Genomic DNA, 26441 nt, shown 5'->3' on the forward strand with positions numbered 1-26441 from the left:
GGAGCCAATGAAGTCCGCATCCAGCCTGATCGTCGCCGCGCTGCTGCTGGCGGGCTCCCCTCCACTCCACGCCCAGATCGCCGTCTCGGCCAATGACGGCAAGCAGCTCCGCCCGAACGAAGGCAAGGAGACACGAACACCGGATACGGTGTCGATCATCGACCTGCGCGGGGTCGTGCCCAGGACCCTGGCGACCATCCCCGTCCCGGCGAGCATGATCGGACCGCCGGCGGCGGTGGCGGTCGCGCGCAACGGCCGCTTCGCGCTGGTGACGGCGGCGCAGCGGCTGAACGCGGCCGCCGATCTTGAACTGAACGACCAGGTCTCGGTGATCGATCTCGCCCGGCCAGCATCGCCCCGCGTCGTACAGACCGTCCAGGCCGGGCCGGGCGCGAGCGGCGTGACGATCAACCATGCTGGCACGCTCGCACTCGTCGCAAGCACCGGTGACGATACCATCTCGATCTACTCCATCGCCGGCAACCAGCTGACGCCCGAAGGCAAGCTCCAGCTCGAGGCCAAGACCCGGCCGACCGATGTCGCCTTCGCGCCCGACGGCAAGACCGCGATGGTGGTCGGCCAGCAGGCGAACAAGCTGATCCTGCTCTCGGTCGTCGGGAAGCAGGTGGGGCTTGCCGGCGCAACGATCGACGCTGGGCAGCAACCTTACGGCGTCGTCTACAGCCCCGACGGCCGCTATACATACAACACCAATCTCGGCGGCCGGCCGCTCGCGCCTGGTGCCGCACTGCCCGCACGCGACGGCGCGCCCCGGATCGGCACCGTCGCCGCGGTCGACCTGAAGACCGGCGCGGTCAACAATGTCGATGTCGGCCAGACGCCGGAACATGTCGCCCTGTCGGCGGACGGCAAATATCTCGCGGTGGTCGTCGCCAATGGCTCGGCGGCGCAGGCGACCGCGCCCGGCTATCACCCGTACGGTCTGCTTCAGATCTACAGCGTTCAGGGCACCAACCTGACCAGGGTCGCCGAGGCGCATAGCGGCGCCTGGTGCCAGGGCGCGGTGTTCAGCGCGAACAACCGCAATGTGCTGCTGCAATGCGCGATGACCAGGGCGATCGAGGTCTATCGCTTCGACGGCAAGGCCGGTCTGACTCAGGACACTGCCGCCACCCTCCATTTCGAGGCTCGCCCCGGCGCGATCGCTGTCGCGACCAGCCGCTGATCCGCCTCACCGAGATGCAAGAGGCCACGCTGCTGGACAGCCTCTTCCGATCCACCTCCAGCGACAAAGGGGAAGCTCATGGACATCAACAAGCGCGAACTCCTGATGGCCGGTGCCGCCGTCGGGGTCGGCATCGCCGCCACCCAGGCCGTGGCGCAGAACCGCGCCGCGCGCCCGATCAACACCGGCAAGCAGCCCTCGTCGGTGGACATGAACTACAAGCCGCGCCGGCTGAACAAATGTATCGAGCTGTGGGAGGACGGCCAACCGATCTATTATACCGGCTCAGGCGTCGGCCCGAACGTCGATCCGTACGAACAGGGCAAGAAGATGTGCAAGACCTGGGCAGACGCGATCAGCTACGAGATGGAGCATGGCTGTTTCGACCTGAAGGAGCTGCGCGAATTCATGCGCGGCCTGAAGGACGGCGGCGGCACCAAGTCCGGCCACCGTTTCCCCGCGGTGTTCGTCTCGCCCCCGATCATCGGCCTCGACGAGCCCTATGCCCGCGCCAATACCTGGGTGATCGAGCAACTGCTCTGCACCGGCGTGATGGGCATCCATATCTGCCACGCGCGCGATCCCAAGGCGATCGAGACCTATATGCATATGGGCGCGCGCTATCCTTTCCCCGATTTTCCCAACACGCCGAAGGTCGCGATGCGGGGCCTGCGCGGTAACAGCGCCAGCTATGCCGCGGATATCTGGGGCGTGTCGGGCGGCACCTATCAGCACATCGCCGATCTCTGGCCTCTCAACCCGCGCGGCGAGATCATGTTCGGGGTGAAGATCGAGGACACCTATGCCGACAAGACCGTCGCGCAGACCCTGGCGCTCCCCGGCCTGGCCATGGCCGAATGGGGCCCGGGCGATCATAATCTCTGGCTGAACGGCTATCACGGCGTGGAGGATGGCGGCCTGTCCGGTCACCCCGTGGTGCGCGATGCGGCGGGGAAGGTGGTCGAGGACGTCTCCGCGCTCCCCAATATGGAAGCGGTCCGCGCGAAGGTGCTGGCCGAGTGCAAGAAGAACAAGGTCATGTTCCTCAACGCCGCCGAAACCGAGCCGGGCCACAACAATGTGATCCAGCAGATCAAGGATGGCTGCATGGTCGTGGCGGCGGGCCAGGGCGGCGAGGACGTCGCGATCATGGGTCGCGAATTCACCAAGCGGAAAATGCCTGTCTGAGCGGTCGACCTCGGACTCTCCTCGGGGGTCGTCCGTAATCGGGCGACCCTTTTTTGTGACTATAGCGATTGCAAACGCGGTCGCTGAACGTCCGTCACTTGTCGGAAACGGTCGTTCACGGGCGACATTCTGTGCAGCCGTTACGCGCCCAAATCGACCGTCTAATTTGCCCCACGACATTGCTGTCCCGCAGAGGCTGAGGCGGCACTTGACGGCTTGTGAAGTCAGTCACTCCGCGCAGTCAGTCATAGTAGACACATATTATGTTCTCCGACCTGGAGAACATTGATCTTTACACCTATAATCAAATTGACTTCATGAGCTTTGTCGGTCTCAGGGGTTAAAAGCCTATCCGTATCGATGCTCAGGCGTGTTATGGGAGTATCGCTTTGCATTAGGCAAAACAAACCCGGCTCCTCTGGCGGATCGCGGTCATGCTCGTCTTGTTCAGGCATGCGAAGCGCATCAAGAAGGACTTTAATCCTGTTATCTATATCGCCGCCCTGCGAAACGAGTGCTCCTGGATCCTGCTGACGAAGAAACAGAATATCCAATTCGCAGGCGAGGTTAAGCGACTGGCGAACCAGGGGCATGTACCATTTGCCGCCCATATGGATCGGTAAGCAACAATCTTCAAAGTGACTGGATGATCCCTCGCCATTTCACGAGCAGAAACGGTCGGGCCCGCAATCCCGAACGCGGTTCCAGAAATTTTCTTGGCGCCAGTTTTGAGAAGCGTTTTCAACGAATTGTGCGTCTTCCACAGATAGTCAATCTGCGGAGGTAACTCTCGTCGGATAGCCACGACAGACCCCGGCTTCTTGGAACTGTTTCCTGATGAAGGCAGGGGACCCCTATAGACGAGATGAAAGCGCATAGCCTCTCCGGCCGTTGAAGGGGTCTCTCGCGCAGAATCGTGCGGCCATCCATTCAAAGGACCATTCATCTAGCACTCCCCTGTGTTTGGGGAGTATGACACCGCCCTTTTTGACCCGGTTTCCGGGTGGCGCGACCAGCCTCGCTCCGATGGTGAGAGCCGCAGCTTTCCCGCCCCGGAACGGGCTCAGGAATCTATTGACAGCACCAGTGAATGGGAAGATGCATGCACGCAGCACAATGTGTATGCATTCTTGCGATGCTGCCGATGGGGGTCGGCAGAACCCACCCATACGTGCCTCTAGAGCACGGATAACACGGCGAATTTATCACCGAATCCGAGGCTAAAAATGGCCCGGAAAAATCCAAAGGGGAGACTGAAAATGGCGAAATCCTGTAGCGGCCTGTTGTCTGGCGCGTCCGGACTCATCCTTCTGACGGCGACGTCCTGGTCCGCCACGGCCTGGGCGCAGGTGACGCCGGGGGCCACGCCGGAAACCATCCAGGCTGAACAGGCGGCGGATTCGCCCGCGTCCGATGCGAACCCGGAAGACATCATCGTCACCGGCACCAGCATCCGCGGCGCGCCCCCGGTCGGTGGCAATCTCGTGTCGGTCGGTCGCGAGGCGATCGAGGAAACCGGCGCGATCAACGTCCAGCAGATCCTCAAGACCGTGCCCGCGATCACCGGCATCGGCAGCGGCGGCGTCGGCCAGAATGCCGGCAACGCTTATTATGCGCCGACCATTCACAGCCTCGGCTCATCCGCCTCCAACTCCACCCTGGTGCTGATCGACGGCCACCGCATTCCGCTCGGTCACACCTCGCTGGCTTTGCCCGACCCGTCGATCGTCCCGCCGATCATGCTCGAACGCGTCGAGGTCCTCGCCGAGGGTTCGTCTGCGACCTATGGCTCGGACGCGGTCGCCGGCGTGGTCAACTTCATCACCCGCAAGCGCTATGACGGCGTGATGGGCACGGCCCAGGCGGGGTTCGGCGCCAGCTACCGCACCTTCGCGGCGGGCCTGCTCGGCGGCAAGAGCTGGGACAGCGGCTATGTGACGCTCGGCCTCGGCTTCTCGCGATCGAGCGCGGTGCCGTACGATTACAACAACCGCCCCTATCTTCAGCCCAATCACATCGATGAGGGCGGCACCAACTTCCAGAGCTTCAACTGCTCGCCCGCCACGATCCAGTTGAACGGCGCCGGCAATATCTATCTTTCCCCTACCTCAGCCGAAAACAAGGCCAACATTCCCGCCAACGCGCCTTGCGACAACCAGCCTTTCGGCGATCGTATCGGCCGCGAACGGCGCTACAACGCGATGGTCAAGCTGTCGCAGGACATCACCGACACGCTGACCCTGTCGGCCGATTTCGTCTATTCGGATCGCGACACCTTCACCCGCAATGCGCGTGGCGGCATCCAGGCCACCGTGTTCCGCGATACCGCGCAAGCCAATCCCTTCTATGTGAATCCGCCCGGCGTTTCGGACACCCTTGCCGACGGCGTCACGCGCAATCCGGGTGCCTTCAAGCAGACCATCCGCTGGAATGCGGACCAGCTGCTCGGTCCTGGCGCCTTCACCGACAACAGCGCGAAGACCTATATCGCGACCGCCAATGCCGAATGGCATTTCACGGAGAATTTCCGCTTCACCGCCATGGCCCTGTACGGTGAGGATCGCACCGCGCAGGTATCCGAAGGCAGCCTCTGCACCAGCTGCGCGACGCTTGCCCTGAATGGCACGGTGCAGACCAATGGCAGCATGACGACACCGGTCGCCGGCACCAATCTGATCCCGCTCAACCTGCCGCTGACCGTCAACAACGCGCTCGATGTGTGGAACCCGGCGGCGACCAACCGCACCTCGGCGGCGGTGCGCGCGATGCTAACCGACAGCCGCAGTTCGACCAGCCATATCAGCTCGATCCGACAATTCCGCGCTGGCATCGACGGGTCGCTGTTCGACCTGCCCGGCGGCGCCGTGAAAATAGCGTTCGGCGGCGAGCTGCAGAAATGGGTGCTGGATACGACGGTCGTCCGCCCGCTCAATTCCGGTCCGGCGAGTCAGGGCTCGACCCAGCGCTTCTTCCCGCTCGATCGCAATGTGGAATCGGCTTATGGCGAGATACTGATCCCGGTGATCTCGCCGGAGATGGACAGCTTCCTGTACCGCGTCGATCTCAGCGCGTCGGGCCGGTATGATCATTACAGTGATTTCGGCGGCACCTTCAATCCGAAGTTCGCGGCCAATATCGAGGTCGTCCAGGGCATCAAGCTGCGCGGCAACTGGGCCCGGTCGTTCGTGGCGCCATCGATGCGATCGGTCGGCGATCCGCTCTACGGCACCTATAGCAACTCGACAGCGCAGCTCATCAACACCCAGGCCCAGGTCTCGGTCGCCCGGTTTCCGCAGATCGCCAATATCCCGGGCATCGTCTGTTCAGGCGGGTTCTGCACGATCGGCGGCAATATCCAGGGCGTGGTGGTCGATACCGGCAACCCCAATGTCGGCCCGCAAAAGGGCACGACCTGGTCGGTCGGCCTGGATCTCGCGCCGACCTTCCTGCCCGGCTTCCGCGGATCGGTCACGCTGTTCAACAACAAGCTTCGCGGCGGCATCACCTCGCCCTGCGCCCCGGGTTGCATCCTGAACAACGGCGCGCTCAACTATCTGCTGACAATCTATCCGAACGGCGCCACGCCGGCGCAGCTCGCTGCCCAGATCAACGACGTGCCGATCACCACCGCCCTGCCGCCGACAACCTATTATGTGTTCCGTCGCCCGCAGTCGAACGCGCTCGATCTCGATCTGACCGGCCTCGACATCGCGCTCAGCTATGAATTCACCACCGACATCGGCAAGTTCGACATCGGTGGTTCGGCCACCGAATTCCTGAAGTTCCAGCAGGGTTTTGTCGGCAGCCCGAAGTTCGACGTGCTGAACACGGTGGGTATCAACTCGACCTTCCCGTCGATCAAGCGCCAGGCCCGTTTCAATGCCGGATGGAGCCATGACGGCGCATCGTTCGAGGTCTTCATGAATCATGTCGGCGCGTACAAGAACTGGGGCAGCGGTACGGTCAATCCGTTGATCCTCGACGCCAACGGCAATGTGTCCGGCGGCGGCGACAAGGTGGGGGCGTGGACGACCTTCGATCTCCATGCCGGCTATAAATTCTCGAAGGGCGGCGCTCTCGGCGAGAGCGAAATCTATGTCGATGCGAACAACATCTTCGACAAGGCGCCGCCCTTCTTCAACGCGACCAATGGCTATGATCCGTTCGGGTCCAACCCGCTCGGCCGGGTCATCAGCATTGGCCTGCGCATGAAATATTGAGCCCCCCTTGCGGCGCCCTCCCCCGTTCGCGGGAGGGCGCCGGTTTTTTCGAAACTCGGGAGCTAGTCATGAAGAAGATCTGGGTTCCATTGTTGCTGTTGTGCGCGACGCCCGCCGTTTCGCAGACCGACCCCCATCGCACCGTCGATCCGACCTTCCTCCACCGCTTCGTGCCGGACGTGAAACCGGTGACGGTGCCGATCAGCAGCCCGACCGCGCATTACAAGGCGCTGTTCGGGGAGGGCGATGCGAACGCCAGATTGCTGCGCGCGATGAGCCGCTTCGGCGAGCTCACCGTCGATCCGAACGGCAGGAGCAGCCTGGTCAGCTATCCGCGCGAGGAGCATATGTTCGTGATCCTCGATGGCGACGGCACCGTCTCGTACGGGGGCAAGAGCTTCCCGGTGAAGAAGGAGGATTTCCTCTATCTGCCGCCGACCGTCGCGTTCGGGCTGAACGGCGGGCCGAAGGGCGTGAAGGCCGCCCTCATGGGCTTCAGAATCCCCGAGGCCATGCCGCTGACCATCCCCGACACGTTGAAGATCGCCAATATCGCCGATGTGCCTTTGGTCAATGTCGGCGGCCACCCGCTCGACACGCTCTACCGGCTGATGATGGGCGACACCAAGAGCACGCGCGACAAGCTCTCGACCGGGCACGTGATGATCAGCCTGTTCGTCATGGAGTTCGCGCCCGGCGCCACCAACTTCCCGCACCATCACGAGACTCAGGAAGAGATCTACCTCATGCTCGACGGTACGGGGCAGATGGTCGCGGGCGGCGGGATGGACGGGGTCGAGGCCAAATTCCCGGCCAGACCCGGCGACGCCTATTATTACCGGGCGAACACCACGGTCGGTTTCTACAACGACAAGGCGCCCAGCTCGAAGCCCGCGCGCATCCTCGCCGTGCGCTCCAACATGCCCCCGCCGAAATGACGGAGCCGAAGTGATGAACCGATCCTCGATCGCAATGACTCTGGCCGGGTTCGCGCTCGGTCTGGCCGCGAGCGGCGCGAGCGCGCAGCTCGCGCTTTCCGCGAATGACGGCAAGCAGCCGCGCCTCGGCCAGAAGCCGGGCGACGTGAAGCCAGACAATGTCGCCGTCATCGACCTCGACCATTATCCGCCCAGGGTGATCGGCAAGGTCGAGCTGCCGGTGAGCATGATCGGCCCGCCGACCATTGTCGCCGTCGCCCGCGACACGAGCTTCGCGATCGTCACCAACGGCCAGAAGTTTGATCCGGCTGACAGCAGCAAGTTCATCCTCGACGACACCGTCTCGGTCATCGACCTGAAGGACCCGACCAACCCGAAGGTCATCCAGACGATCAAGGCCGGCGACGGCGCCTCGGGCGTCGCGATCAACCGCGCGGGCACGCTCGCCCTGGTCGCGGCGACGGGCGAGGGGACGATCTCGGTCTATTCGATCGCGAACAAGACGCTGACGCTCGCCAACAAGCTGCAGCTCGATGCCAGGGCAGGTCCGGTCGACGTCGCCATCTCGCCCGACGGCAGGACCGCGCTGGTCACCCAGCGGCGGGGCAACGGCATCTGGCGCCTCGCGATCGACGGCACGAAAGTCACTGATACCCGCACTATGTATCCGACTGGCGGCAACCCGTACGGCTCGGTGTTCAGCCGCGACGGGCGCTATGCCTATAACACCAACCTGCTCGGCACCCTGCTGCCAGAGGGTACCACGGCACCGCGGGGCCCGCGCATCGGCACCGTCAGCGTGATCGACCTCAAGACCGACAAGGTCGTCAACCGCGTCGAGGTCGGCCCGACGCCCGAGCATGTCGCGATCTCGCCCGATGGCCGTTATCTCGAGGTGACGGTGGTCAACGGCTCCTCGGCCAACCCGAGTTCGGCGCAATTCAGCCCGTTCGGTCTGTTGCAGGTCTATCGCCTCAACGGCCCCGCGCTGACGCTCGTTGCCCAGGCGCAGACCGGTCAATGGGGGCAGGGCGCCACCTGGAGCAAGGACGGCCGAACAATCCTATTGCAGGGCGCGGTCGCGCGGGAGATCGAGGTCTATCGCTTCGACGGCACGTCGCTGAGGCGGGATATGCAAGCCACCCTGAAGTTCGACACCCGCCCCGGCGCGATCAGCACCGCCCAGAGCCGCTAGCCCCTTCGTCCAACACCGTATTTACCCCCAGGAGACTGACATGATCCGACCTGTACTACCCGTGATCGCCGGCGCGACGCTCGGCGCCATCCTGCTCGTCACGGGTGCGTTTGCGCAGACCGTACCGCCGACCAGGGGGCCTGCCGTGGATGGCTCGCCCGCCTGGTTCCTGCAGGGTAGCTTTCCCGATCCGGGTGGCCGCACCTCGGTCGACGCCAATGGCGTGGTGACGGTGCTTCCGCGGCCGGAAGGCGCCCCCTTCGCAGCGGGCGCGCGTCCCGCCTCGGTCCAGGGCTGCCGCCATTCGACCGCCTGCCAGAACCGCAACGGCCCGCAGCGCGGCCAGCTCCAGCGCGTCCAGTGGGAACAGAAGCTCGGCTATGGTTTCTCCTACCCGATCCAGCTTCCCCCCGGCATCGGCGGTGTGCCTGCGGTCGCGCTCGATTCGAAGAACAATCTGTGGGTGTTCCAGCGCAAGCCCGCCGGCAGCCCGCAACTGCTGCGCTATTCGCCCGCCGGCAAGCTGACCCTGTCGGTCGGCGACGACGTGATCGGCCATGCCGACAAGGCGCACGGCATGGCGGTGGATGCCGAGGACAATGTCTGGATCATCGACACCGCCAACGCGACGGTGAAGAAGGTCAGCCCGGACGGCAAGCTGTTGCAGACGATAGGGACCTCGGGCCATCCTGGCGACTGGGACGAGGGCAAGGGCCAGCGCCTGCTGTGGGAGCCGGTGATGATCGCCTTCGGCCCGAACGGCGACATGTACATCGCGCAAGGGCATGGCAATGAAAGCCCGAACGTGGTGGATTCGGACGATCCCACCAACAATATCGGTGCCGCCCGCGTCCTGCACCTCGACAAGGCCGGCAATTATATCGGCCAGTGGTTTGGCCACAATACCGGCCGGGGCAAGTTCCAGAACGCGCACGGCCTGGGCGTCGATCCGAAGACGGGTGATGTCTGGGTGGGCGACCGCGAGGATTACCGCATCATCATCTTCAACGGCAAAGGCGAGTATCTCCGCCAGATCGCAACCGAGAATCTGGTCTGCGCGATCCAGTTCGACCATGATGGCGAACCCTGGATGGCGAGCGGCCAGGACGGCCAGTTCCTGAAGCTCGATCGTAAGACCGGCAAGGTCGTCGGCGCCACCGGCAACGGCATGGGCATCGGCAAGGGCCAGTTCATCGAGGCGAGCTATTGGGTGTTCGACAAGCAGAACAACATGTGGGCGGGCGACACAAGCGTCGGCCGCGTGACCCGCATCGCGAAATAGACGCCTGGACCGGCCCTTCCGCGTCAAGGCACGGGCGGGCCGGCACGGCCGACCGGTCGATGTGGAACACCGCGCCGAAAGGTGTTCCAAACACCCTCCGGAGGTGTTCCACGTCGCTCGGAAGGTGTTCCACCGGGGGTGTTCCATCCACCCCGATCAAGAGGTGTCGTGTGCCGCCATATCGGCATCTGGTACGCCAATATCGAATAAATGGCGGAATTCCGCCGATTATTACCCCCGATTTTCGTTATTTTCGTATTCCGCCCCTTGCCGCGGCGCCCCGCGCCGGGCAAATGCCGTTGAGGTCACCGTGGAACACGGTGTTCCGACTTTGGCATAACGTGGATTCCCGCATTGTTCCTTATAGTTGCTGGGTCGCCGGGGAGCGGGGGAAACCAATATGCTGATCCAGGAATTGCCGGTCGCTCATATGCGGGTCGGCCTGCGCACCGAATTCGGGCTGATCGAAAAGGCGCGTCACATCCACAACCAGCGCCGTCTGCGTGACGAAGTGCTGGGCAACGAGCTGTTCGGCGATCCCGGCTGGGACCTGATGCTCGATCTCTACATCGCCCAGGCCAGCGGCAAGCGCGTCTCGGTGACGAGCGCGGCGATCGGCTCGGGCAAGCCGATGTCGACCGGGCTGCGCTGGGTCAAGCTGCTGATCGAGCGCTCGCTCGTGGTGCGCGAGGCCGATCCTTATGACGGCCGCCGCTCCTATCTCCGCCTGACATCCACCGCCTATGACGCGATGGAGGATTTCCTCGCCCGCTGCTGAGCGCGAGACTCACATAGCCGGGTCGCACCGAAGGGCCTGCATCCGACCTCCTCATGTTGCGGAGGCTGGATGCAGGCCCTAACGCGTTCGCGGACTTACGGGAGATCATGATGCTTGACGGTGCGGTGCTGGTTACGGGCGGTGCGGGTTATATCGGGAGCCACGCCGTGCTCGCGCTGCTCGATGCCGGACACCGCGTGGTGGTCGTTGACAATCTCGTCACCGGTTTCGACTGGGCGGTCGATCCGCGCGCGACCCTGGTCCAGGCCAATATCGAGGACGACGGTCCGGTCCGCGCCGCGATGCGCGACCATGGCGTGCGCGCGGTCATGCATTTCGCCGGCTCGGTCGTGGTGCCTGAATCGGTCAGCGACCCGCTCAAATATTACCGCAACAACACCGCCGCCAGCCGCGCGCTGATCGAAAGCGCGGTGGTGTGCGGCGTGCGCCACTTCATTTTTTCCTCGACCGCGGCGACCTATGGCACACCGCAGAAGGTGCCGGTGGCGGAGGGCGATCCGCAATCGCCGATCAACCCCTATGGCATGTCGAAGCTGATGACCGAGGCGATGTTGCGCGACGTCGCCGCCGCCCATCCGATCAACTTCGCCGCGCTGCGCTATTTCAACGTCGCCGGTGCCGATCCCGGAGGCCGCAGCGGCCAGTCGACCGCGGGGGCGACCCATCTCATCAAGGTCGCGGTCGAGGCGGCGACCGGCAAGCGTGACGGCGTGTCGGTCTATGGCACCGATTTCGCCACGCCCGACGGCACCGGCGTGCGCGACTATATCCATGTCAGCGATCTCGCGGCGGCGCATGTCGCGGCGCTCGACCTGCTGGTCGCCGAGCCGGCGCGCAACCATTTCCTCAACGCGGGCTATGGCCGCGGCTTCTCGGTGCAGCAGGTGCTCGACGCGGTCGACCGGGTCACCAACATGAAGATCGAGCGCCGCCTCGAAGGCCGCCGCCCCGGCGACCCGGCCGAGCTGATCGCCGACAACCGCGCCATTCTCGCTACGCTCGACTGGAAGCCGGCGCTCGACGATCTCGACACGATCGTGAAGGACGCGCTGGCCTGGGAGCGGGTGCTGGAGCAGCGCGGCCACCAGTAAGGGCTCGGCGCCGCTTCCTCGATGGGGTCGGGGCCGCTAGGCTCGCCGTCCATATCGAGGAATCAGCTTCATGGAATCCGGGGCCCCGGCGGTACAGGCCGGCAGGAGTGAATGGCGCAAGGGCTGGCCGCTGGTCGCCGCCGGCATGATCGGTATCGGCACCGGTCCCGGCCTCTTCCAGAACGTCTCCAGCCTGTTCACCGCCGGTATGACGGCGGATTTCGGCTGGACCCGCGGCGAGATCGCCACCGCCGCCGGGCTCGGCCTGGCCGGCGCGCTCGCGGCGCCGTTCATCGGGCGGCTGGCCGATCGCATCGGCGTCCGCGCGGTGATCGTCGCGGCGATGCTGCTGCTTGGCCTGGCCTATTGCGGCATGTCGATCCTGACGGGCCTGCTCTGGCACTATCAATTGCTGGTCGTCTGCCTCGCGCTCGCCGTCCCGGGCACCAGCGCCCTGGTCCATGGCAAATTGATCTCGTCCGTCTTCGTCCTCCACCGCGGGTTGGCGCTCGGCATCGCGACCTCGGGCCTGTCGGTGACGACGATCCTCGTGCCGCCGATCCTCGCCCTGGTGATCGCCGCGTCCGGCTGGCGTGGCGGCTTCCTCGCGCTCGCGGGCCTCACCGTGCTGCTGGCGCTGCCGGCGGTGCTGCTGCTCATCCGCGGCGCCTCCTCCAGTCCGGCAGGCCTCGCGGTCGACGCGTCGGGCGCCGGCCTGTTGCCGGGCGCGACCGGTGCGCAGGCCAGGCGCAGCCGCTCCTTCTGGCTGCTCGCCAGCAGCGTCATGCTGATCAACATGGCGACCATCGGCCTGGTCACGCAGCTCGTGCCGTTCGGCCTGGATCGCGGGCTGAACGCCGGGCAGGCGGCGCTGCTGCTCGCCAGCTACGGCGCGTCGCAGGTCGTCGGCCGCCTCGCCATGGGCGCGCTGGTCGATCGCTTCCGCCCGGCCAGCATGGCCGCCTGCGCCGCGATCCTCTCCGCGATCGGCTTCGGCCTGCTCCAGCTACCTATGCCGGGCTTCGCGCTGCTGATGCTGGCCGTGTTCGTCGCCGGGCTTATGAACGGCGCCGAGCATGATCTGCTGCCCTTCTTCGCGGCGCGCCTGTTCGGCCTGCGCGCATATGGCGAGATCTATGGCACCTTGCTCATGCTGGCGCTGGCCGGCACCGCGACCGGCATCATCGCCTTCGGACGCCTCCACGATGCGACCGGCGGTTATGGGGTTGCGCTCGCCCTCGGGTTAGGGGCGATGCTGCTGGCCACGCTCGCCTTCCTTGGGCTGGGCAATGCCCGCTCGTACGCAAGTCGTGAGTCGGCCCCGGCCACACCCCCAGCATAATCCGACCCTTCGTTTCCAAGGAACGCTGAGCAGGCTCAGGGCACGCCCGACAAAGATACTAAAGTTTGTACTTGACTATCCGAGCGACTCTCGTGATACTCAAGTCTGTGCTTAACAATTATCCCATCGATCTCCTGCTGGCTGCCCTGGCCGAGCCGACTCGCCGCGCGATCGTCGAGCATCTCGGTCGCGCGCCCGCGAGCACGAGCAGCCTGGCCGAACCGTTCGACATGTCGCTCGCGGCCGTGGTGCAGCATCTCCAGGTCCTGGAAGCTGCCGGCATCGTCGCCAGCGAAAAGATCGGCCGGGTGCGCACCTATCGGCTGGTGCCCGGCGGGATGGACGGCATCGCCGGCTGGATCGCCGACCGGCGCAGCCCGGCCGAACGGCGCCTCGACCGGCTGGAGGAATTTCTCGGCGACCCTGATCCTACCCCAATCAAGACGAAAGGAAGCAAGAATGACCATTGAAGCAAGGCCCGCGGTGCACAGCACGTTCCGCCTCGAACGCCAGTATGACGCATCCCCGTCGCGCGTGTTTTCCGCCTTTTCGGACACCGCGGCGAAACGGCGCTGGCTGGTCGAAGGCGAGGGGTTCGAAGTGTTCGAACACACCGCCGATTTCAGCGTGAACGGACGCGAGGTATCGCGCTTCCGCTATGGTGACGGCCCGGAGATCCTGAACGAGGCGGTCTATCAGGATATCGTGCCCGACCAGCGCATCGTCTTCTGCTATCGTATGGCGATCGGCGCCGCGCCGATGTCGGCCTCGCTCACCACGATCGAACTCACCCCGTCGAACGGCGGCACGCTGCTGACTCACACCGAACAGGGCACCTATCTCGACGGATCGGACGATGGCACCGGACGGAAGGAAGGCACGCTCGGGTTGCTCGAAATCCTGGCGAAGGAAGTCGAGGGCTGAGGCCGCTGATCAACGACATGGCCGGGCATCCTGGGCAAGAGCCTCAGGGTACCCGGCTTGATTCCTGCGCGGCTCCCGACAAGGCGATCCGCCGCGCGATGCCGATCGCCTCCAGGAACGCCGTGTCATGGCTGACCACCAGCAGCGCGCCATCATAGGCGCGTAACCCCGCTTCCACCGCCTCGATCGAGTCCAGGTCGAGATGGTCGGTCGGCTCGTCCAGGATCAGCAGGGAAGGGGGTTTCGTGCCGCCCAGCACACAGGCAAGCCCCGCACGGAGCATCTGCCCGCCGCTGAGCGTCGAGACGATCTGCAACGCGGCATCGGCGCGGAACATGAAACGGGCGAGTGCCGCGCGACAGGCATTCTCGTCGGTCGTTCGGTTGATCCGCGCATAATTGTCGCGGATCGAGCTGTCCGGATCGAGCAGGCTGACCCGCTGGTCGAGCATCGCCAGATCGACCGGAACCCGCACCGTCCCGCTCCAGGGCCGCAGCGCGCCGGTGATCAGCCCCAGCAAACTCGTCTTGCCCGACCCGTTCGGCCCCGTCACCGCGACGCGTTCCGGCCCGCTGATCGTCAGCGACAGATCGTGCAGCACCGGTTTGCCCGGCTCATATCCCGCCGTCACGCCCTCGATCTCCAATACGGTCCGGTTGGCCGGCAGCCCGGTCGGCGCGAGCGTCACCGCAAAGGGCTGCAGCACCTCCACCCGCTCGCGCGCCGCCGTCGCGGCCTCGGCCGCCCGTGCCCGCTGCCGCTCCGCCAGCCGCCGGTTCTCGCCGCCGCTGTCCTCGGCCCGGTCCTTGCGCGCGCCGATCAGGATGCGCGGCATGTCGCCCCTGGCGCCCTTGCGCTTGCCGGCGCCGTCCCTGCGCGCCTTGCGCTCGGCCACCTCCTGCGCGCCCCGCGCGACCTCGGCCACCTGCCGCTCGGCCTCGGCCAGGTCGCGCTCCGCGGCTGCCAGTTCGATCGCCTTGCGCTCGCGGTAGCGGCTCCAGTTGCCGCCATAGCGCGTCGCGCCCAGGCTGGTCATCTCGACGATCGCGTCCATCGTCTCGAGCAGTTCGCGGTCATGGCTGACGACGATCGCGCCCGCCCGCCAGCCGGCGAGCAACGCGATCACCGCATCGCGCCCCTCCCGGTCGAGATTGTTGGTCGGCTCGTCCAGCAGCAGGAAATCGGGTTCCGAAAAGATCGCGCCCGCCATGCTCGCCCGCGTGCGCTGCCCGCCGGAAAGCGCGGTCAGCGGCGTCTCCGGCCCGACCTCGAGCCCAACCCGGCCTAGCGCCGACGCGATGCGATCCTCCAGCGTCCAGTCGGCTTCGCCCAGCTCCTCGATGCTGGCGACGCCCTGTTCCGCACGCCGCAGCAGCGCGAGCGCCTCGGTCGCGCCGAACAGGTCGGCGACCGTCTCGTCGGGGCGCACCTGCACGGTCCGGCGCAGCACCCCGATCGTGCCGCTCACGGAGATCCGGCCGGACTGGACCGGCAATTGCCCGGCGATCAGCCTGAGCAGCGTTGACTTGCCCACGCCGTTGCGCCCGACCAATCCGGCGCGCTCGGTGGTGAAGCTCAGGTCGAGATCGGCGAAAACCGGGCGGTTGTCAGGCGTCGACCAGGAGAGATGGGAAACGGCAATGGCAGGCATGATGGATATCCCCGAAGGCAAGGCGAACTGGCGTTGCGGTCAGGGAGAAGGTCATGCTGCACATCCGGTCGGAGGGCCGGTGTCAGCGGCCTGATGCGACGGTTCTAGATCATGATGCGTGAAATCGGAACCACCCTTTCCGTTCGTGCCGAGTAGAGATCGAGTAGCCGAAGGCGTATCGAGAGTTCGTATCGAGGTACAGGTGGAACTCGTGACGCTTGTCCCTCGATACGAGTTCTCGACAAGATCGATGGCACTCGGGACGAACGGGGTGCTGGATTGCCCAACGTACGTTCTACTCGCCACTCGCCCCCGTGGGGTTCGCCACACCCTCAGCATAGGTGCCGTGCCCCTCGATCACCAACGCACCCGCGAATTTCAGCACCTCGCACACCCGGGCCTGTTTCTGGTTCTCATAGGCGATGACGAGACAATCGATCCCGACGAACACGGCATCGATGGAGAAGTGCAGGTCCGGGATGCGCGCAATGCCGATGGACCAATAATCCCTGATCGCCGCCTTCCCGATCAGCCGCCCACCACTCTCGGGCACAACGAGCGCGGCAAAGGGCGAGGAGAAGCTGGCCTCGTCATGAAAATGGCGGAGCACTGCCTCGATGTCATGCGCGTTCCAGGCCGCGGCCCATTCGGCGGCGAAGCGCTGCGGGTCGATCTCCATCTGTCCCCTCCATGGGTGGCGCGCTCACTCCTGCGCCAGCGGTCCCGCCATTTGGATGACGCACCAGTCCGGCCGCCGGTTCTCGAAGACCTCGACGAACGGCGCGGGGAAATCCCTGTCGGCAAAGCCGCCCGCCGGCACCGAGATCATGCCCGGCCGCATCTCGATCTCGTAGAACACCCCGCTGCCGCATTGGGGGCAGAAATGGAAATCCGCCCAGCGGCCCTCGTCGCCGATCCGGCGATAGGTGGCATGCTCGCCATTCGTCGACACCTGGGCGGTGTCGTAGCTCGCGGTATACGCAAAGGCGCTGCCGCTCCGGCGCTTGCAGTTCAGGCAATGGCAGACGGAAACGCGCACCGGCTCCCCGCGACAGGTCGCGCTCAGGGCGCCGCACAGGCATTCGGAAATCCGCTCTTCGGTCATGCTCCGCTCCGCACGCTCAGTCGGCAGGGCCGACGATCACCTTGCCGCGCAGATCGGGCGCGGCGAAATTCGTCTCGCCGTCGCCACCGTAAATGCTCCCGATCAGTGCGAACAGCTCCATATAGGTCTCGATCGCCAGCAGGGAGCCGTCGCAGAACAGCCAGCCCGGCGGCGCGTCATTGCCGGCATAGGCGATAATCTGGCCGATAAAGCCCTGCTGCACGGGCACCGAGGCGGACGGGGAGTCATTGGGCCAGAGGCCGTTGAAGCAGATGAGATAGTTGAGGCACACGCCCTGGAGCGGCCCTCCGCCGATCATCGTTCCGACCGTCGTGGCCGGCCATCCCGGCGCGTACGGCGCGCCGGTGCCGATGACGACATTGTCGGTCAGGCGCGGCAAGGCGACTTCCGTCGTCGTCAGCCAGCCGAATGCGTTGCCGAACAGCGTGAAGAGTTCGGGATATTGCGCCTGGGTGAAGATCGATCCGTCGCACGCCACCCAGCCGGAGGGCGCGAAACTGCCCGCGAACGGCACGACCATCCCGGCCGCGACCCCCGCAACCTGGTCGAACTGCGACACGCTCTGCGTCGCCATGATCCACTGCATCGGCACCGTGTTCGGCGGCGGCGCCACGCCGGGATTGCTCCCGACCACCGACCGCCCACGCAGATCGGGCAGGGCGAAGCTCGGGGGCTCGCCGCCGAACTGGTTCATGATCACGGAATACAGCGGCGCGTCGGCCATGTGGGCCTGATCGACGGTGAGCAGGCGGCCATCGGGGGGCAGCGCATTGAACGGGGCCTGTCCGGCCTGGCCGATCGCGGTATGGATCATCGCCAGCAGGAACATCGGCGTGCCAGGGCCATCCGCCGACGGATATTCGCCGGTCGGCGCGATATAGGAAGGAAGGGCGATAGGGATCGGCTGGCTCCCCACCGGCCGCGGATCGCCCGACGCGCTCAACGATTCCAGCATAACCTACCCCCTGTGGCGGACCGCCTTCCGTCCGAGGCTACACGTCTGGCTAGGATGCGCAATCGAGGTCACGAAACCACATTTTTCCTCTCCAGTCGGAGTTGGCGAGGGGCTCCGGGAGCTCTCGATAACTCCCGGAGCCCCTCACCAAGTTTCGCTAGGCAGCAAGCTGCCAAGCTTCACTATCAGTTTTGCCGGGCGACAGGTCGAAATGCCCCCCGGGCATTTCTCAATCATGCCGGGGGCATGATTGACCTGACTCCCGGCAAAACTCCCACTGGAGAGGAAGTTCAGTTCTCGTGAATGTCGATCCGCCTGGATTTAACCAGTCGCCTCGGCACGTACCCTTGCCTGCGCCGCGAACCACGGCGCGATCCGCCGCAGTGCTTCCTCCACCCGGTCGGTCGACACCGCGAAGCTGAACCGCATGAACCGCCGTCCCTCCACCGGATCGAAATCGATCCCAGGTGCCGTCGCGACGCCCGTGTCGGCCAGCAGCTTAATGCAGAAATCCATACTATCGTCGGTCAGATGCCCGATATCCGCCCAGATATAAAAGGCCCCATCGGGCGGCGCGATCCGCTTCAGCCCGAGCGCGGGGAGCGCGGCGAGCAGCAGGTCGCGGTTGCGCGCATAGGCCGCGACATGCCCCTCCAGCTCGTCCCGGCAATCGAACGCGACCAGCCCCGCATGCTGCGCCAGCGACGGCGGCGTCAGGAACAGATTGCCCATCCGCGCCCGCGCCGCGTCGATCAGCCTGGGCGGCACCACCAGCCAGCCGAGCCGCCACGCCGCCATGCTGAAATATTTGGAGAAGCTGTTGATGATCAGCGCGTCGGAATCCTCCTGCAGCACCGATCGCGCCGGACCGACATAGCTCAATCCGTGATAGATCTCGTCCGAGACGATGCGGATGCTCCGCCTGCGGCATACCGCGACGATCGCCGCCAGTTCGTCGGCGGCGATGATCGTGCCGGTCGGGTTGGCCGGGCTCGCCAGGATCAGCCCCTGCGGCGCCGGGTCGAGCCGCTCGATCGCGGCCGCCGTGATCTGGAACCGCTCCGCCTCGCCGCAGCCGATCTCGACCGGCTCGAGATGAAGCGCCTTCACCGTGTTGCGATAGGCGACATAACCCGGCCGCGCGAATGCCACCCGGTCGCCCGGCGCGAACAGGCAGGACAAAGCGAGCACGAAGGCGGGCGAGGCGCCGCAGGTCAGCACCACCTGTTCGGGGTCGATCGCGACGCCGTACGTCTCGTCATAATGCCGCGCGATCCGCGCCTTGAGCGGCATGCTTTCCCAATAGCCCATGCCGTCGGTTGCCAGCACATGCTGCGCGGTCGCGATCGCCGCTGCCGGCGCGCCGGTGGAGGGCTGGCCGAACTCCATATGGATCACCGATCGTCCCTCGGCTGACATCCTGTGCGCCAAACGGCTGACGGCGATGGCGTGGAAGGGATCGATCTCGGCTGACATACTGCCCGCTTACAGGCTCGGGCGGCGGGCACAATCGGCTTGTCGCCGATGATGTGCCCGATCGGATTGGCGGCGCCAGCGCGAACCGGTAAGCCGGGCCATGGCGATCTTCGAAGTCGAGCTTGATATCGGCGCCGCGGGCACGCCCCTCCGGGCGCAGCGCTTTCATCGGCAGCTCAGGGAGGCGATCCTGGGCGGGCAACTCAAGCCGGGCGCGCGGGTGCCGGCAAGTCGCGCCGCGGCGGCGCTGTACGGTCTGGCGCGCACCACGGTGGTGGGGGTCTATAACCAGCTGCTCGACGAGGGGCTGCTCGCCTCACGGCACGGATCGGGCACCTATGTCGCCGAACGGCCCGCGCCCCTCACGGATATCGCGGCGCCCGGCGCGGCGCCCGAGGATCGGCTCAATCCCTTCTGGCTCCGCCCCGACGTGGCGTCGGCGTTCGGCTTCTTCAGCGACGCCACCGCCGCCGTGCCCGACACGATGGCCTATCCGGCGGTCTTCGATTTCCGCCCCGGCCTGGTCGATCTGAAGCATTTCCCGTTCGACATATTGCGCCGCGTATCGGCGCAGAAGCTGCGCGCGTTCGAGCAGGCGCCGTTCAACTATGGCCACCCGCAGGGCAATCCCGATCTGCGCGCGGCGATCTCGATGCATTTGTCGGTAATGCGGGCCATCGCCTGCCAGCCCGATGACCTGGTCGTTACCAGCGGTGCGCAACAGGCGTTCGATCTGCTCGCCAGGCTGTTGGTGAAACCGGGGCGGTCGGTGGTGGCGGTCGAGAATCCGGGCTATGCGCCCACCCGCATCCCCTTCGCCGCGGCTGGCGCCCGCCTGCATCCCGTCGAGGTCGATGCCGACGGGATGATCATCGACCGATTGCCCCGCGATGCCGCCATCATCTGCGTCAGTCCGTCGCACCAGTTTCCGCTCGGATCGACTCTCTCGAAGGAGCGGCGCGCGGCGCTGATCCGCTTCGCGCGGGACAATGGCGCCCTCATCGTCGAGGACGATTATGACGGCGAGTTCCGCGCCGCGCGCGGGCCGGTCAGGGCGCTGAAGACGGTCGATGAGGATGATGTCGTCTTCTATGTCGGGACCTTCTCCAAATCGACCCTGCCCAATATCCGCCTCGGTTTCGCCCTGCCGCCGCGCTGGGCGGTGCGGGCGCTGGCAACCGCCAAGATCTGCGCCGACGGGCCCTGTTCGATGCCGACCCAGGCGGTGGTGACCGGCTTCATCGGGGGCGGCCATCTGACCCGGCACATCGGCAGGATGCGGCGGCTGTACGGAGAGCGGCGCACCCTGTTGCTCGATCTGCTGCGCCGCGATTTCGGCGCCTGGCTCGATCCGGTCGAATCCGCTTACGGCATGCATGTCACGGCGATCTCGAAGGGCACCGTCGATGTCGACGCCCTGTCCCGCACGCTGGCGAGCCGCAACATCCATATCCGCAGCCTCAGCCGGTATTATCACGGGCCGGCGACTCAGGCGGGGCTCGTCTTCGGCTTCGGCATGATGGACCCGCCCGCGATCCGCACGGCGATGGCGATGGTCCGCGAGGCGATGGAGGAATTCTGAGGGCTGAAGCCGCCTTCGGTCCATCCTAAATCAGCCCCTCCCCTGAAGGAGAGGGGCTAGATCGCCTCCGCACTCAAACGACCCTAAAGCACATAGTTGATCGCCACCGCAGGGGTGATCGACGGCACCGTGTTGTGGGAACGCGGAACGATCCGCGCGGCGATCAGCACCCCGAGGTTCGGCCTCCAGCTATATTCGATCCCCGGCGCGATCGCGAAACTGTCGCTCGCCCCGGATCGGCGGACAACCGGGGCATTCCCGAGATCGACGCCGGCCACGCGGGTCGGCGCTGTGTGATCATAGGTGAGGTCGAGCGCCAGCACCCAGCGTCGCGTCACGCTATATTCGACCGAACCGCCCACATCGAAGGACGCGCCGGGCCGCGCCACGCCGCGAAAGCCATGCCTGGTGCCATAGACGCTGACGCCCTCCACGCGCGCCTTGCCCGGCAGCGATGTCGACAGGTTCAGCCGGGTCCGCAACAGGCGCCCATTGCCGAGCCAGCTGTAATTCTGCGCATAGAGCGAAAGGGTCGTGGCATGTGCCCCGCTGCCCAGCCCGTCGCCGGGCCGCGTGCCGAGCCGGTCATATTTCCCGGTCGGCAGGCTGTGCTGCAGCGACACCGCGATCGCCGGCTTCCAGGGATCGGCCCGGAACGACGACAGCCGATATTGAGCCTGCAGGGTGAGATCGCCCATGCCCATGGTCGAGGCGCCGCCGGCGGGATTGAACCCGAACATCGGCCGCGCGCCCAGGGTCAGCGTGTCGGTCACGCCGTAGAGCAGGTAGGTCAGCGATCCGTAGGAACTGACGCCGCCCGAAATCTGGTCGAAGACATAGGTCTCGATCAGGGCGTGGCCGCGCGGCAGGGTCGCGGCAGAATTCGCCAGCATCGGCCCGGTCCACCAGGCATCGTCGAGCGATTGCCGGGCAGGCGGAGGGGCGACGGTCGCTACGGGCGGCGGCTCCTCGGCCAGTGCCGGCGCAGCGGGAAAGGCGAGCGCCAGGCAGCTCAGATGGCGGGCCATGTTCACGATCGGGGTTTTCTGAACCTGAACAGGAACTGGTCGGTATGACCCTGGATCGACGGGTCGAACGGACCGGCGGTGTGCGGGTCGAGCGGGTTGGCGAGGATCGCGCTTTCGGATTCGAACACGAAGCCCGCCGCCTCGATCTCGCGCCGCACTATCGACGGTTCGATCCGGTGCAGCGTGTCGGTGACATTGGCGGGTGACCCCTTCGCTGCGACATGGTCGAGCACGACATAGACGCCCCCCGGCTTCAGTGCTGCGAACACCGCCCGGTTGAACGCGCTGATGTCGACCGGCCCCATGAAGGGGTCCTTTAGGTCGTGATAATTCTGCCCGATCCAGAAGATATCGAGCGGCTCGGGATAGCGCGCGGCGGGCAGCGCGGCCGCAAGGGTGACCGTGACATTGGGGTGAGAGGCTGCCCAGATCTGCGTATCGGCGATCCCCTTGACAATGTTCGGGAAGGTGAACAGCTCGGCCGGCACCGAGGCATAGACATGGCCCTTCGGCCCGACCGCCGACGCGAACAGGCGCGTGAAATATCCCGCGCCCGATGCATAATCGGCGATCCTGTCGCCCGCCTTCACGCCGATGAACGCCAGGGTCGCCGCCGGCTTGCGATTGGCATCGCGCGCTGTGTCGGTTGCGGGCCGCGACGAGTCCGCGACGGCAGCGGCGATGGCCGGCGGAACGGCAGTGGTCTGGGCATGCGCCGTGATCGGAAGGAGCGCCGGAACCAGCAGCATGGCCATGGCGGTGAGAAGCGGATGGCGCATATCGCCTGTCCTCGATGGTTGGCGGAAGCCACGGATTTCCGCCACGCGCGCGGTTGCGACAAGCTCCACATCCCGCAAAATCGAGTGGTCCACTTTGCGCCGGACGCCCGGCCACGCCGTCGGATTCACCTGGTTGCCTGGCGAAGTGGTCCAGTGGGAAGCTCGAAACTCGGGGCATATCGGTCGCGACGATATTTGCGCCGGCAGTGAGTGCAACGACCCGTCCGGTCAGCAATCATTCACCCGAAAAGGCGCATGGGCGTTGGCGCTGCGGTAAAAGGATGTGGTTGATGTCCCAGTCAATTCGGCGAACTGCCTGTGCCCTGGTCGCTCTGGTTACGGCGATCTCCCCGATCTCGGCCTCGATGGCCTCAGCCCAGGATTATCCGCCCCCGCAGCCTCAGACGGGCTATCGCGAGCCGGACCCGCAGCAGGGCTATCAAGATCCGCCACCGCCGCCCGAGCAAGGCTATGATGAGCAGGATGACGCGCCCCCGCCCGGCTATGACGGGTCGGAACCACCCCCGCCGCCGCCGGGCTATGTGGCGGACCAGGCCGACACGGTACAAGGCGACCAGGATCGCCGCTACGAGGCCTATGCCGAGGACTGGTCGGCGCGGAACTGCGTCAAGGCGCGGAGCAACGCCACTGCCGGCGCGGTGATCGGCGGCGTATTCGGCGCCCTGCTCGGCTCGAGCATCGCCGGCCGGCACGATCGCGGCGCGGGCGCCTTTGTCGGCGGTGTCGCCGGTGCCGCGGGCGGTGCCGCGCTCGGCGACCAGAGCCGTTACGACACCAGCCCCGGCTGCCCGCCCGGCTTCGTCGTGCGCAGCGACGCGCCCGCCTTTTATTATGGCGGCTATGACGGGCCCTATTATTACGCCGCGCCGGGCTGGTATCGGCCCTGGGTCTATTATGAGGGCCGCTGGAACTACCGGCCCTATCCCTATCACGCCTGGTATTACCGCCATCGCGGCTATGCGCGGCCCTATCATTATCGCGGCTATCGCGGCGGTTATCGCCACCGCCGCTGGTGACGGCGCGGACGTTCGGGCATCTCGCCCTCGCCCTGATGCCGGCCCTGCTCCTCGCCGCCCCGGCGACGGCGCAGGTCCATGGCCGCATCTATCCCGCGCCGAAAGCGCCGGTGAGTCTGGCGGGCCTGCCCGGCGGCGCCACGATCGCGACCGTGCAGACCGCCGACGGCCTGACGCTCAAGGGCATCGAGATCGCCCCGCGTGACGGCAAGCCGACCCTGCTCGCTTTTCACGGCAACGGGTCGAGCGCGATGCGATCGGTGGAGTGGTTCGCCCCGCTGATCGCCGAGGGTTATGGCATCGTCGCCGCGGAGTACCGCGAATATAGCGGCAATCCGGGCAAGGCGAGCGAAGCCGGCCTCGCCGCCGATGCCGACGCCTTCTACGCCCGCGCTCGCAGCCTGGCGGGCAGTGGCAAGCTGATCGTGGTCGGCCACAGCCTGGGCGGTGGCGTCGCCTTCGGGCTCGCCACGCGCCAGCATGCCGACGCGCTCGTCACCATCGGTGCCTTCACCCGATTGCGCGACATGGTGTCGAAGCTTCTCCGCGCCGCCGTGCCCAACGAGTATGACAATGTGGCGGCGATCCCGAAGCTCGACGAGCCGCTCTACCTGATCCAGGGCACCGCTGACGACACCGTGCCATGGCAGATGGGCGAGCAACTCGCCAAGGCGGCCGGCACGGCGCACAGGCCCGGCGCTGCCTTCGTCATCAAGGATGCGGGGCATGCGCCCGATGGCGCCGTGGTGGCGATGATCCTTCGCGCGATCGTGGCGAAGCTCGATGGGGATGGCGCGACGGTGAAGGTCACGCTTCCAGAGACCGTGCATCTGTTTCCGTTCAGTCAGTAGAACGAACGCCGCCTCCCTTCATTCCTTCCCCGGCGAAGGCCGGGGCCCAGTCGGGAGACATGAATTGGCGGACGCTGCGCGCGTCACAGGAGCCTTTCCAACTGGGCCCCGGCCTTCGCCGGGGAAGCACGAAGGGCAGGCGACCTGAGCGCCCCGATTCAACCTCTCGCACCGCCCGCTATCGTCTCTCGCCCGGCGCTCCACGCCGGAGTTCGGAGCGAGGCAACCCGTGCCAGTAGAGATTCCAGCCTTCAACTATCCGCAAGAAAAGCGCGAACAACTCCTGATACCCCCTGCGAAATTCGGCAGCTATTCGTCAAATGCGACCAACGCCGTATTTCGCGGAGCATTACTTGTGCTTCCAACACCGTTTCAGGTTCCCCAACTAAACACGCTGCAGGCGCACAATAGTACCGCGATTCGCTCTCCTCGCAGGTGGGTCGCAAAATTCGACGAATACTGGTCAGTGTCGATCCGACTCCAACACCAATACTTGAACCCGCCACGCCGCGCGTCAGGGCCCCTTCACCACCAAACCGCCCTTGATCACCAACCGCACGTCGCGCACCGCCGCAAGGTCCCGGGTCGGGTCGCCGCTCACCGCGATCAGATCGGCGAGCAGTCCGGCCTTCACCGCGCCAATCTTGCCATCGAGGTGAAACGCCCGCGCATTGCCCGAAGTCGCCGCGATCATCACCTGAGCGGCCGGCATGCCGCCTGCGGCCATCAGCTCCATCTCGCGCGCATTCTCGCCATGCGCGAACACGCCGACATCGCCGCCCATGCAGATCGGCACGCCGGCTGCGCGGGCAAGCGCGAAGGACTTCCGGCTGTCGGCGACGCTCGCCGGCGCGGGATCGGCGCCGTTCCATCCGCGATAGCGCGCCACGGCATCCGACGCGGCGAGCGTCGGGCACAATGCAATCCCCTTCGCCGCCATCGCCTTGAAGATCTCCGGTGTCCCGCCATAGCCATGCTCGATCGTATCGACCCCGGCCGCGATCGCCCGGCGCATGCCTTCGGCGGTGGAGGCATGGACCGCGACGGAGCGGCCAGCGTCATGCGCCGCCTCGGTCGCGGCGGTGATCTCGGCCAGCGACAGGGTCGCCCGGCTCGGCTCGCCCGGCCCCCAGCGGTAATCGGCATAGAGCTTCACCACATCGGCGCCTGCCGCGATCTGTCCGCGCACGGCGCGGACCATGTCGTCGACGCCGCTCACTTCCTCGGCTCCCTGTGGCACGGCGACGCCAGGCTCGAACCCCTTGGGACCATAAGCCCCGAGCGCGACGATCGCCCGCGTCGCGACGGTCAGACGCGGCCCGGGCACGATCCCCTGGTCGATCGCCTGGCGCAACCCGACATCGGCATAACCGGCTCCCTCGGTGCCGAGGTCGCGTTCGCTGGTGAAGCCCGCCATCAGGGTCGCGCGCGCCTGTGCCACCGCCCGCGCGGTGCGCAGCGCCAGCGGCTCGTGCAGCACCTGATCGTCCCAGCTCGTTTCGTTATAGGGATGCAGGAACAGATGGCCGTGCCCCTCGATCATGCCGGGCATCAAGGTCTGACCGAGCAGATCGATCGTGCGCGCGCCCGCGGGGGCAGTCAGGTTCGGCCCGACCGAGACGATCTTGCCGCCTTCGATCAGCACTTCCCAGCCGGCATGCGGCTTCGGGTCGACGCCGTCGAACACCTGTGCCGGGCGCAGCAGGATGGGCGGCTCGGCCGCCGCCACGGGCCCGGCGATCGACAAGGTCAGCGCCAGCAGCCACTTCATCGCCCGTTCTCCTTGCCGCG

At 65.9% G+C, this 26441-nt stretch carries 23 protein-coding genes; 14 read left to right on the forward strand and 9 right to left on the reverse strand.

Going from position 1 to position 26441, the window contains the following annotated elements; genetic code table 11:
- Window positions 1–7: 7 nt before the first annotated feature.
- Window positions 8–1186: a YncE family protein gene (locus tag AC1RT8_RS11385; RefSeq protein ID WP_493075757.1), complete on the forward strand. Its 1179-nt coding sequence runs from the start codon at window positions 8–10 to the stop codon at window positions 1184–1186.
- Window positions 1187–1264: 78 nt separating this feature from the next.
- On the forward strand, window positions 1265–2374 hold the full coding sequence (locus AC1RT8_RS11390) for a hypothetical protein (protein ID WP_493075758.1): 1110 nt from the start codon (window positions 1265–1267) through the stop codon (window positions 2372–2374).
- Window positions 2375–2619: 245 nt separating this feature from the next.
- On the opposite strand, the gene AC1RT8_RS11395 is transcribed toward AC1RT8_RS11390, so the two are convergent.
- On the reverse strand, window positions 2620–2985 hold the full coding sequence (locus AC1RT8_RS11395; RefSeq protein ID WP_493075759.1) for a hypothetical protein: 366 nt from the start codon (window positions 2983–2985) through the stop codon (window positions 2620–2622).
- Between the two features lie 648 nt (window positions 2986–3633).
- Here AC1RT8_RS11395 and AC1RT8_RS11400 point away from each other — a divergent pair.
- The 9 genes from AC1RT8_RS11400 (at window position 3634) to AC1RT8_RS11440 (ending at window position 14165) form a co-directional block, all read left to right on the forward strand.
- The gene (locus AC1RT8_RS11400) at window positions 3634–6594 is read left to right on the forward strand and encodes a TonB-dependent receptor domain-containing protein (protein ID WP_493075760.1); all 2961 of its coding nucleotides are present in this window, start codon (window positions 3634–3636) and stop codon (window positions 6592–6594) included.
- 68 nt (window positions 6595–6662) lie between these two features.
- Entirely contained in the window at window positions 6663–7532 is an 870-nt protein-coding gene (locus tag AC1RT8_RS11405) for a cupin domain-containing protein (protein ID WP_493075761.1), read from the forward strand.
- Window positions 7533–7545: 13 nt separating this feature from the next.
- Window positions 7546–8727, forward strand: a complete 1182-nt coding sequence (locus AC1RT8_RS11410) for a YncE family protein (protein WP_493075762.1) — start codon at window positions 7546–7548, stop codon at window positions 8725–8727.
- 40 nt (window positions 8728–8767) lie between these two features.
- Window positions 8768–10009, forward strand: coding sequence for an NHL repeat-containing protein (locus AC1RT8_RS11415; RefSeq protein ID WP_493075763.1), 1242 nt, complete (start codon window positions 8768–8770; stop codon window positions 10007–10009).
- Between the two features lie 400 nt (window positions 10010–10409).
- On the forward strand, window positions 10410–10787 hold the full coding sequence (locus tag AC1RT8_RS11420) for a hypothetical protein (protein ID WP_493075764.1): 378 nt from the start codon (window positions 10410–10412) through the stop codon (window positions 10785–10787).
- Window positions 10788–10897: 110 nt separating this feature from the next.
- A complete protein-coding gene (galE, locus tag AC1RT8_RS11425) occupies window positions 10898–11899 on the forward strand; it encodes a UDP-glucose 4-epimerase GalE (RefSeq protein ID WP_493075765.1) in 1002 nt (333 codons plus the stop codon).
- A 70-nt stretch (window positions 11900–11969) separates the two neighbouring features.
- The gene (locus AC1RT8_RS11430) at window positions 11970–13241 is read left to right on the forward strand and encodes an MFS transporter (protein ID WP_493075766.1); all 1272 of its coding nucleotides are present in this window, start codon (window positions 11970–11972) and stop codon (window positions 13239–13241) included.
- Between the two features lie 107 nt (window positions 13242–13348).
- Window positions 13349–13711 carry an ArsR/SmtB family transcription factor gene (locus AC1RT8_RS11435; RefSeq protein WP_493075767.1) on the forward strand — a complete coding sequence of 121 codons (363 nt, stop codon included), beginning with the start codon at window positions 13349–13351 and terminating at the stop codon, window positions 13709–13711.
- Complete coding sequence (locus tag AC1RT8_RS11440; RefSeq protein WP_493075768.1) at window positions 13701–14165, forward strand: SRPBCC family protein; 465 nt, start codon at window positions 13701–13703, stop codon at window positions 14163–14165. The genes AC1RT8_RS11435 and AC1RT8_RS11440 overlap by 11 nt, the downstream gene beginning before the upstream one ends.
- 43 nt (window positions 14166–14208) lie before the next feature.
- On the opposite strand, the gene AC1RT8_RS11445 is transcribed toward AC1RT8_RS11440, so the two are convergent.
- The 5 genes from AC1RT8_RS11445 to AC1RT8_RS11465 form a co-directional block, all read right to left on the reverse strand.
- Complete coding sequence (locus tag AC1RT8_RS11445; protein WP_493075769.1) at window positions 14209–15816, reverse strand: ABC-F family ATP-binding cassette domain-containing protein; 1608 nt, start codon at window positions 15814–15816, stop codon at window positions 14209–14211.
- A gap of 295 nt (window positions 15817–16111) precedes the next feature.
- Window positions 16112–16495, reverse strand: a complete 384-nt coding sequence (locus AC1RT8_RS11450) for a nuclear transport factor 2 family protein (protein WP_493075770.1) — start codon at window positions 16493–16495, stop codon at window positions 16112–16114.
- A gap of 24 nt (window positions 16496–16519) precedes the next feature.
- On the reverse strand, window positions 16520–16921 hold the full coding sequence (locus tag AC1RT8_RS11455; protein ID WP_493075771.1) for a GFA family protein: 402 nt from the start codon (window positions 16919–16921) through the stop codon (window positions 16520–16522).
- 16 nt (window positions 16922–16937) lie between these two features.
- Window positions 16938–17897, reverse strand: a complete 960-nt coding sequence (locus AC1RT8_RS11460; RefSeq protein WP_493075772.1) for a tail fiber protein — start codon at window positions 17895–17897, stop codon at window positions 16938–16940.
- 321 nt (window positions 17898–18218) lie between these two features.
- Window positions 18219–19373: an aminotransferase class I/II-fold pyridoxal phosphate-dependent enzyme gene (locus AC1RT8_RS11465; RefSeq protein ID WP_493075773.1), complete on the reverse strand. Its 1155-nt coding sequence runs from the start codon at window positions 19371–19373 to the stop codon at window positions 18219–18221.
- Window positions 19374–19473: 100 nt separating this feature from the next.
- On the opposite strand from AC1RT8_RS11465, the gene pdxR reads away from it, so the two are divergent.
- Entirely contained in the window at window positions 19474–20955 is a 1482-nt protein-coding gene (gene pdxR, locus AC1RT8_RS11470) for a MocR-like pyridoxine biosynthesis transcription factor PdxR (protein WP_493075774.1), read from the forward strand.
- An 83-nt stretch (window positions 20956–21038) separates the two neighbouring features.
- Here pdxR and AC1RT8_RS11475 read toward each other — a convergent pair whose 3' ends face one another.
- Together AC1RT8_RS11475 and AC1RT8_RS11480 are read right to left on the reverse strand one after the other, a co-directional pair.
- Complete coding sequence (locus AC1RT8_RS11475) at window positions 21039–21983, reverse strand: transporter (RefSeq protein WP_493075775.1); 945 nt, start codon at window positions 21981–21983, stop codon at window positions 21039–21041.
- A 2-nt stretch (window positions 21984–21985) separates the two neighbouring features.
- Window positions 21986–22762: a class I SAM-dependent methyltransferase gene (locus AC1RT8_RS11480; RefSeq protein ID WP_493075776.1), complete on the reverse strand. Its 777-nt coding sequence runs from the start codon at window positions 22760–22762 to the stop codon at window positions 21986–21988.
- Window positions 22763–23052: 290 nt separating this feature from the next.
- On the opposite strand from AC1RT8_RS11480, the gene AC1RT8_RS11485 reads away from it, so the two are divergent.
- Entirely contained in the window at window positions 23053–23799 is a 747-nt protein-coding gene (locus AC1RT8_RS11485; RefSeq protein ID WP_493075777.1) for a YMGG-like glycine zipper-containing protein, read from the forward strand.
- Window positions 23796–24650 (forward strand): alpha/beta hydrolase family protein, encoded by an 855-nt coding sequence (locus tag AC1RT8_RS11490; protein WP_493075778.1) that lies wholly within the window; start codon window positions 23796–23798, stop codon window positions 24648–24650. Before AC1RT8_RS11485 ends, AC1RT8_RS11490 begins: the two co-directional genes overlap by 4 nt.
- A gap of 514 nt (window positions 24651–25164) precedes the next feature.
- Here the strand turns inward: AC1RT8_RS11490 and AC1RT8_RS11495 are convergent.
- Window positions 25165–26421, reverse strand: coding sequence for a metal-dependent hydrolase family protein (locus tag AC1RT8_RS11495; protein WP_493075779.1), 1257 nt, complete (start codon window positions 26419–26421; stop codon window positions 25165–25167).
- Window positions 26422–26441 lie beyond the last annotated feature (20 nt).

Source organism: Sphingomonas sp. GW821-FHT10F11, assembly GCF_058809095.1.

Excerpts from the sequence above, each read along its gene's own strand:
- AC1RT8_RS11385 (WP_493075757.1), top strand. The coding sequence starts at position 8 with ATGAAGTCCGCATCCAGCCTGATCGTCGCCGCGCTGCTGCTGGCGGGC.
- AC1RT8_RS11390 (WP_493075758.1), top strand. The coding sequence starts at position 1,265 with ATGGACATCAACAAGCGCGAACTCCTGATGGCCGGTGCCGCCGTCGGG.
- AC1RT8_RS11395 (WP_493075759.1), bottom strand. The coding sequence starts at position 2,985 with ATGGGCGGCAAATGGTACATGCCCCTGGTTCGCCAGTCGCTTAACCTC.
- AC1RT8_RS11400 (WP_493075760.1), top strand. The coding sequence starts at position 3,634 with ATGGCGAAATCCTGTAGCGGCCTGTTGTCTGGCGCGTCCGGACTCATC.
- AC1RT8_RS11405 (WP_493075761.1), top strand. The coding sequence starts at position 6,663 with ATGAAGAAGATCTGGGTTCCATTGTTGCTGTTGTGCGCGACGCCCGCC.
- AC1RT8_RS11410 (WP_493075762.1), top strand. The coding sequence starts at position 7,546 with ATGAACCGATCCTCGATCGCAATGACTCTGGCCGGGTTCGCGCTCGGT.
- AC1RT8_RS11415 (WP_493075763.1), top strand. The coding sequence starts at position 8,768 with ATGATCCGACCTGTACTACCCGTGATCGCCGGCGCGACGCTCGGCGCC.
- AC1RT8_RS11420 (WP_493075764.1), top strand. The coding sequence starts at position 10,410 with ATGCTGATCCAGGAATTGCCGGTCGCTCATATGCGGGTCGGCCTGCGC.
- galE (WP_493075765.1), top strand. The coding sequence starts at position 10,898 with ATGCTTGACGGTGCGGTGCTGGTTACGGGCGGTGCGGGTTATATCGGG.
- AC1RT8_RS11430 (WP_493075766.1), top strand. The coding sequence starts at position 11,970 with ATGGAATCCGGGGCCCCGGCGGTACAGGCCGGCAGGAGTGAATGGCGC.
- AC1RT8_RS11440 (WP_493075768.1), top strand. The coding sequence starts at position 13,701 with ATGACCATTGAAGCAAGGCCCGCGGTGCACAGCACGTTCCGCCTCGAA.
- AC1RT8_RS11445 (WP_493075769.1), bottom strand. The coding sequence starts at position 15,816 with ATGCCTGCCATTGCCGTTTCCCATCTCTCCTGGTCGACGCCTGACAAC.
- AC1RT8_RS11450 (WP_493075770.1), bottom strand. The coding sequence starts at position 16,495 with ATGGAGATCGACCCGCAGCGCTTCGCCGCCGAATGGGCCGCGGCCTGG.
- AC1RT8_RS11455 (WP_493075771.1), bottom strand. The coding sequence starts at position 16,921 with ATGACCGAAGAGCGGATTTCCGAATGCCTGTGCGGCGCCCTGAGCGCG.
- AC1RT8_RS11460 (WP_493075772.1), bottom strand. The coding sequence starts at position 17,897 with ATGCTGGAATCGTTGAGCGCGTCGGGCGATCCGCGGCCGGTGGGGAGC.
- AC1RT8_RS11465 (WP_493075773.1), bottom strand. The coding sequence starts at position 19,373 with ATGTCAGCCGAGATCGATCCCTTCCACGCCATCGCCGTCAGCCGTTTG.
- pdxR (WP_493075774.1), top strand. The coding sequence starts at position 19,474 with ATGGCGATCTTCGAAGTCGAGCTTGATATCGGCGCCGCGGGCACGCCC.
- AC1RT8_RS11475 (WP_493075775.1), bottom strand. The coding sequence starts at position 21,983 with ATGGCCCGCCATCTGAGCTGCCTGGCGCTCGCCTTTCCCGCTGCGCCG.
- AC1RT8_RS11480 (WP_493075776.1), bottom strand. The coding sequence starts at position 22,762 with ATGCGCCATCCGCTTCTCACCGCCATGGCCATGCTGCTGGTTCCGGCG.
- AC1RT8_RS11485 (WP_493075777.1), top strand. The coding sequence starts at position 23,053 with ATGTCCCAGTCAATTCGGCGAACTGCCTGTGCCCTGGTCGCTCTGGTT.
- AC1RT8_RS11495 (WP_493075779.1), bottom strand. The coding sequence starts at position 26,421 with ATGAAGTGGCTGCTGGCGCTGACCTTGTCGATCGCCGGGCCCGTGGCG.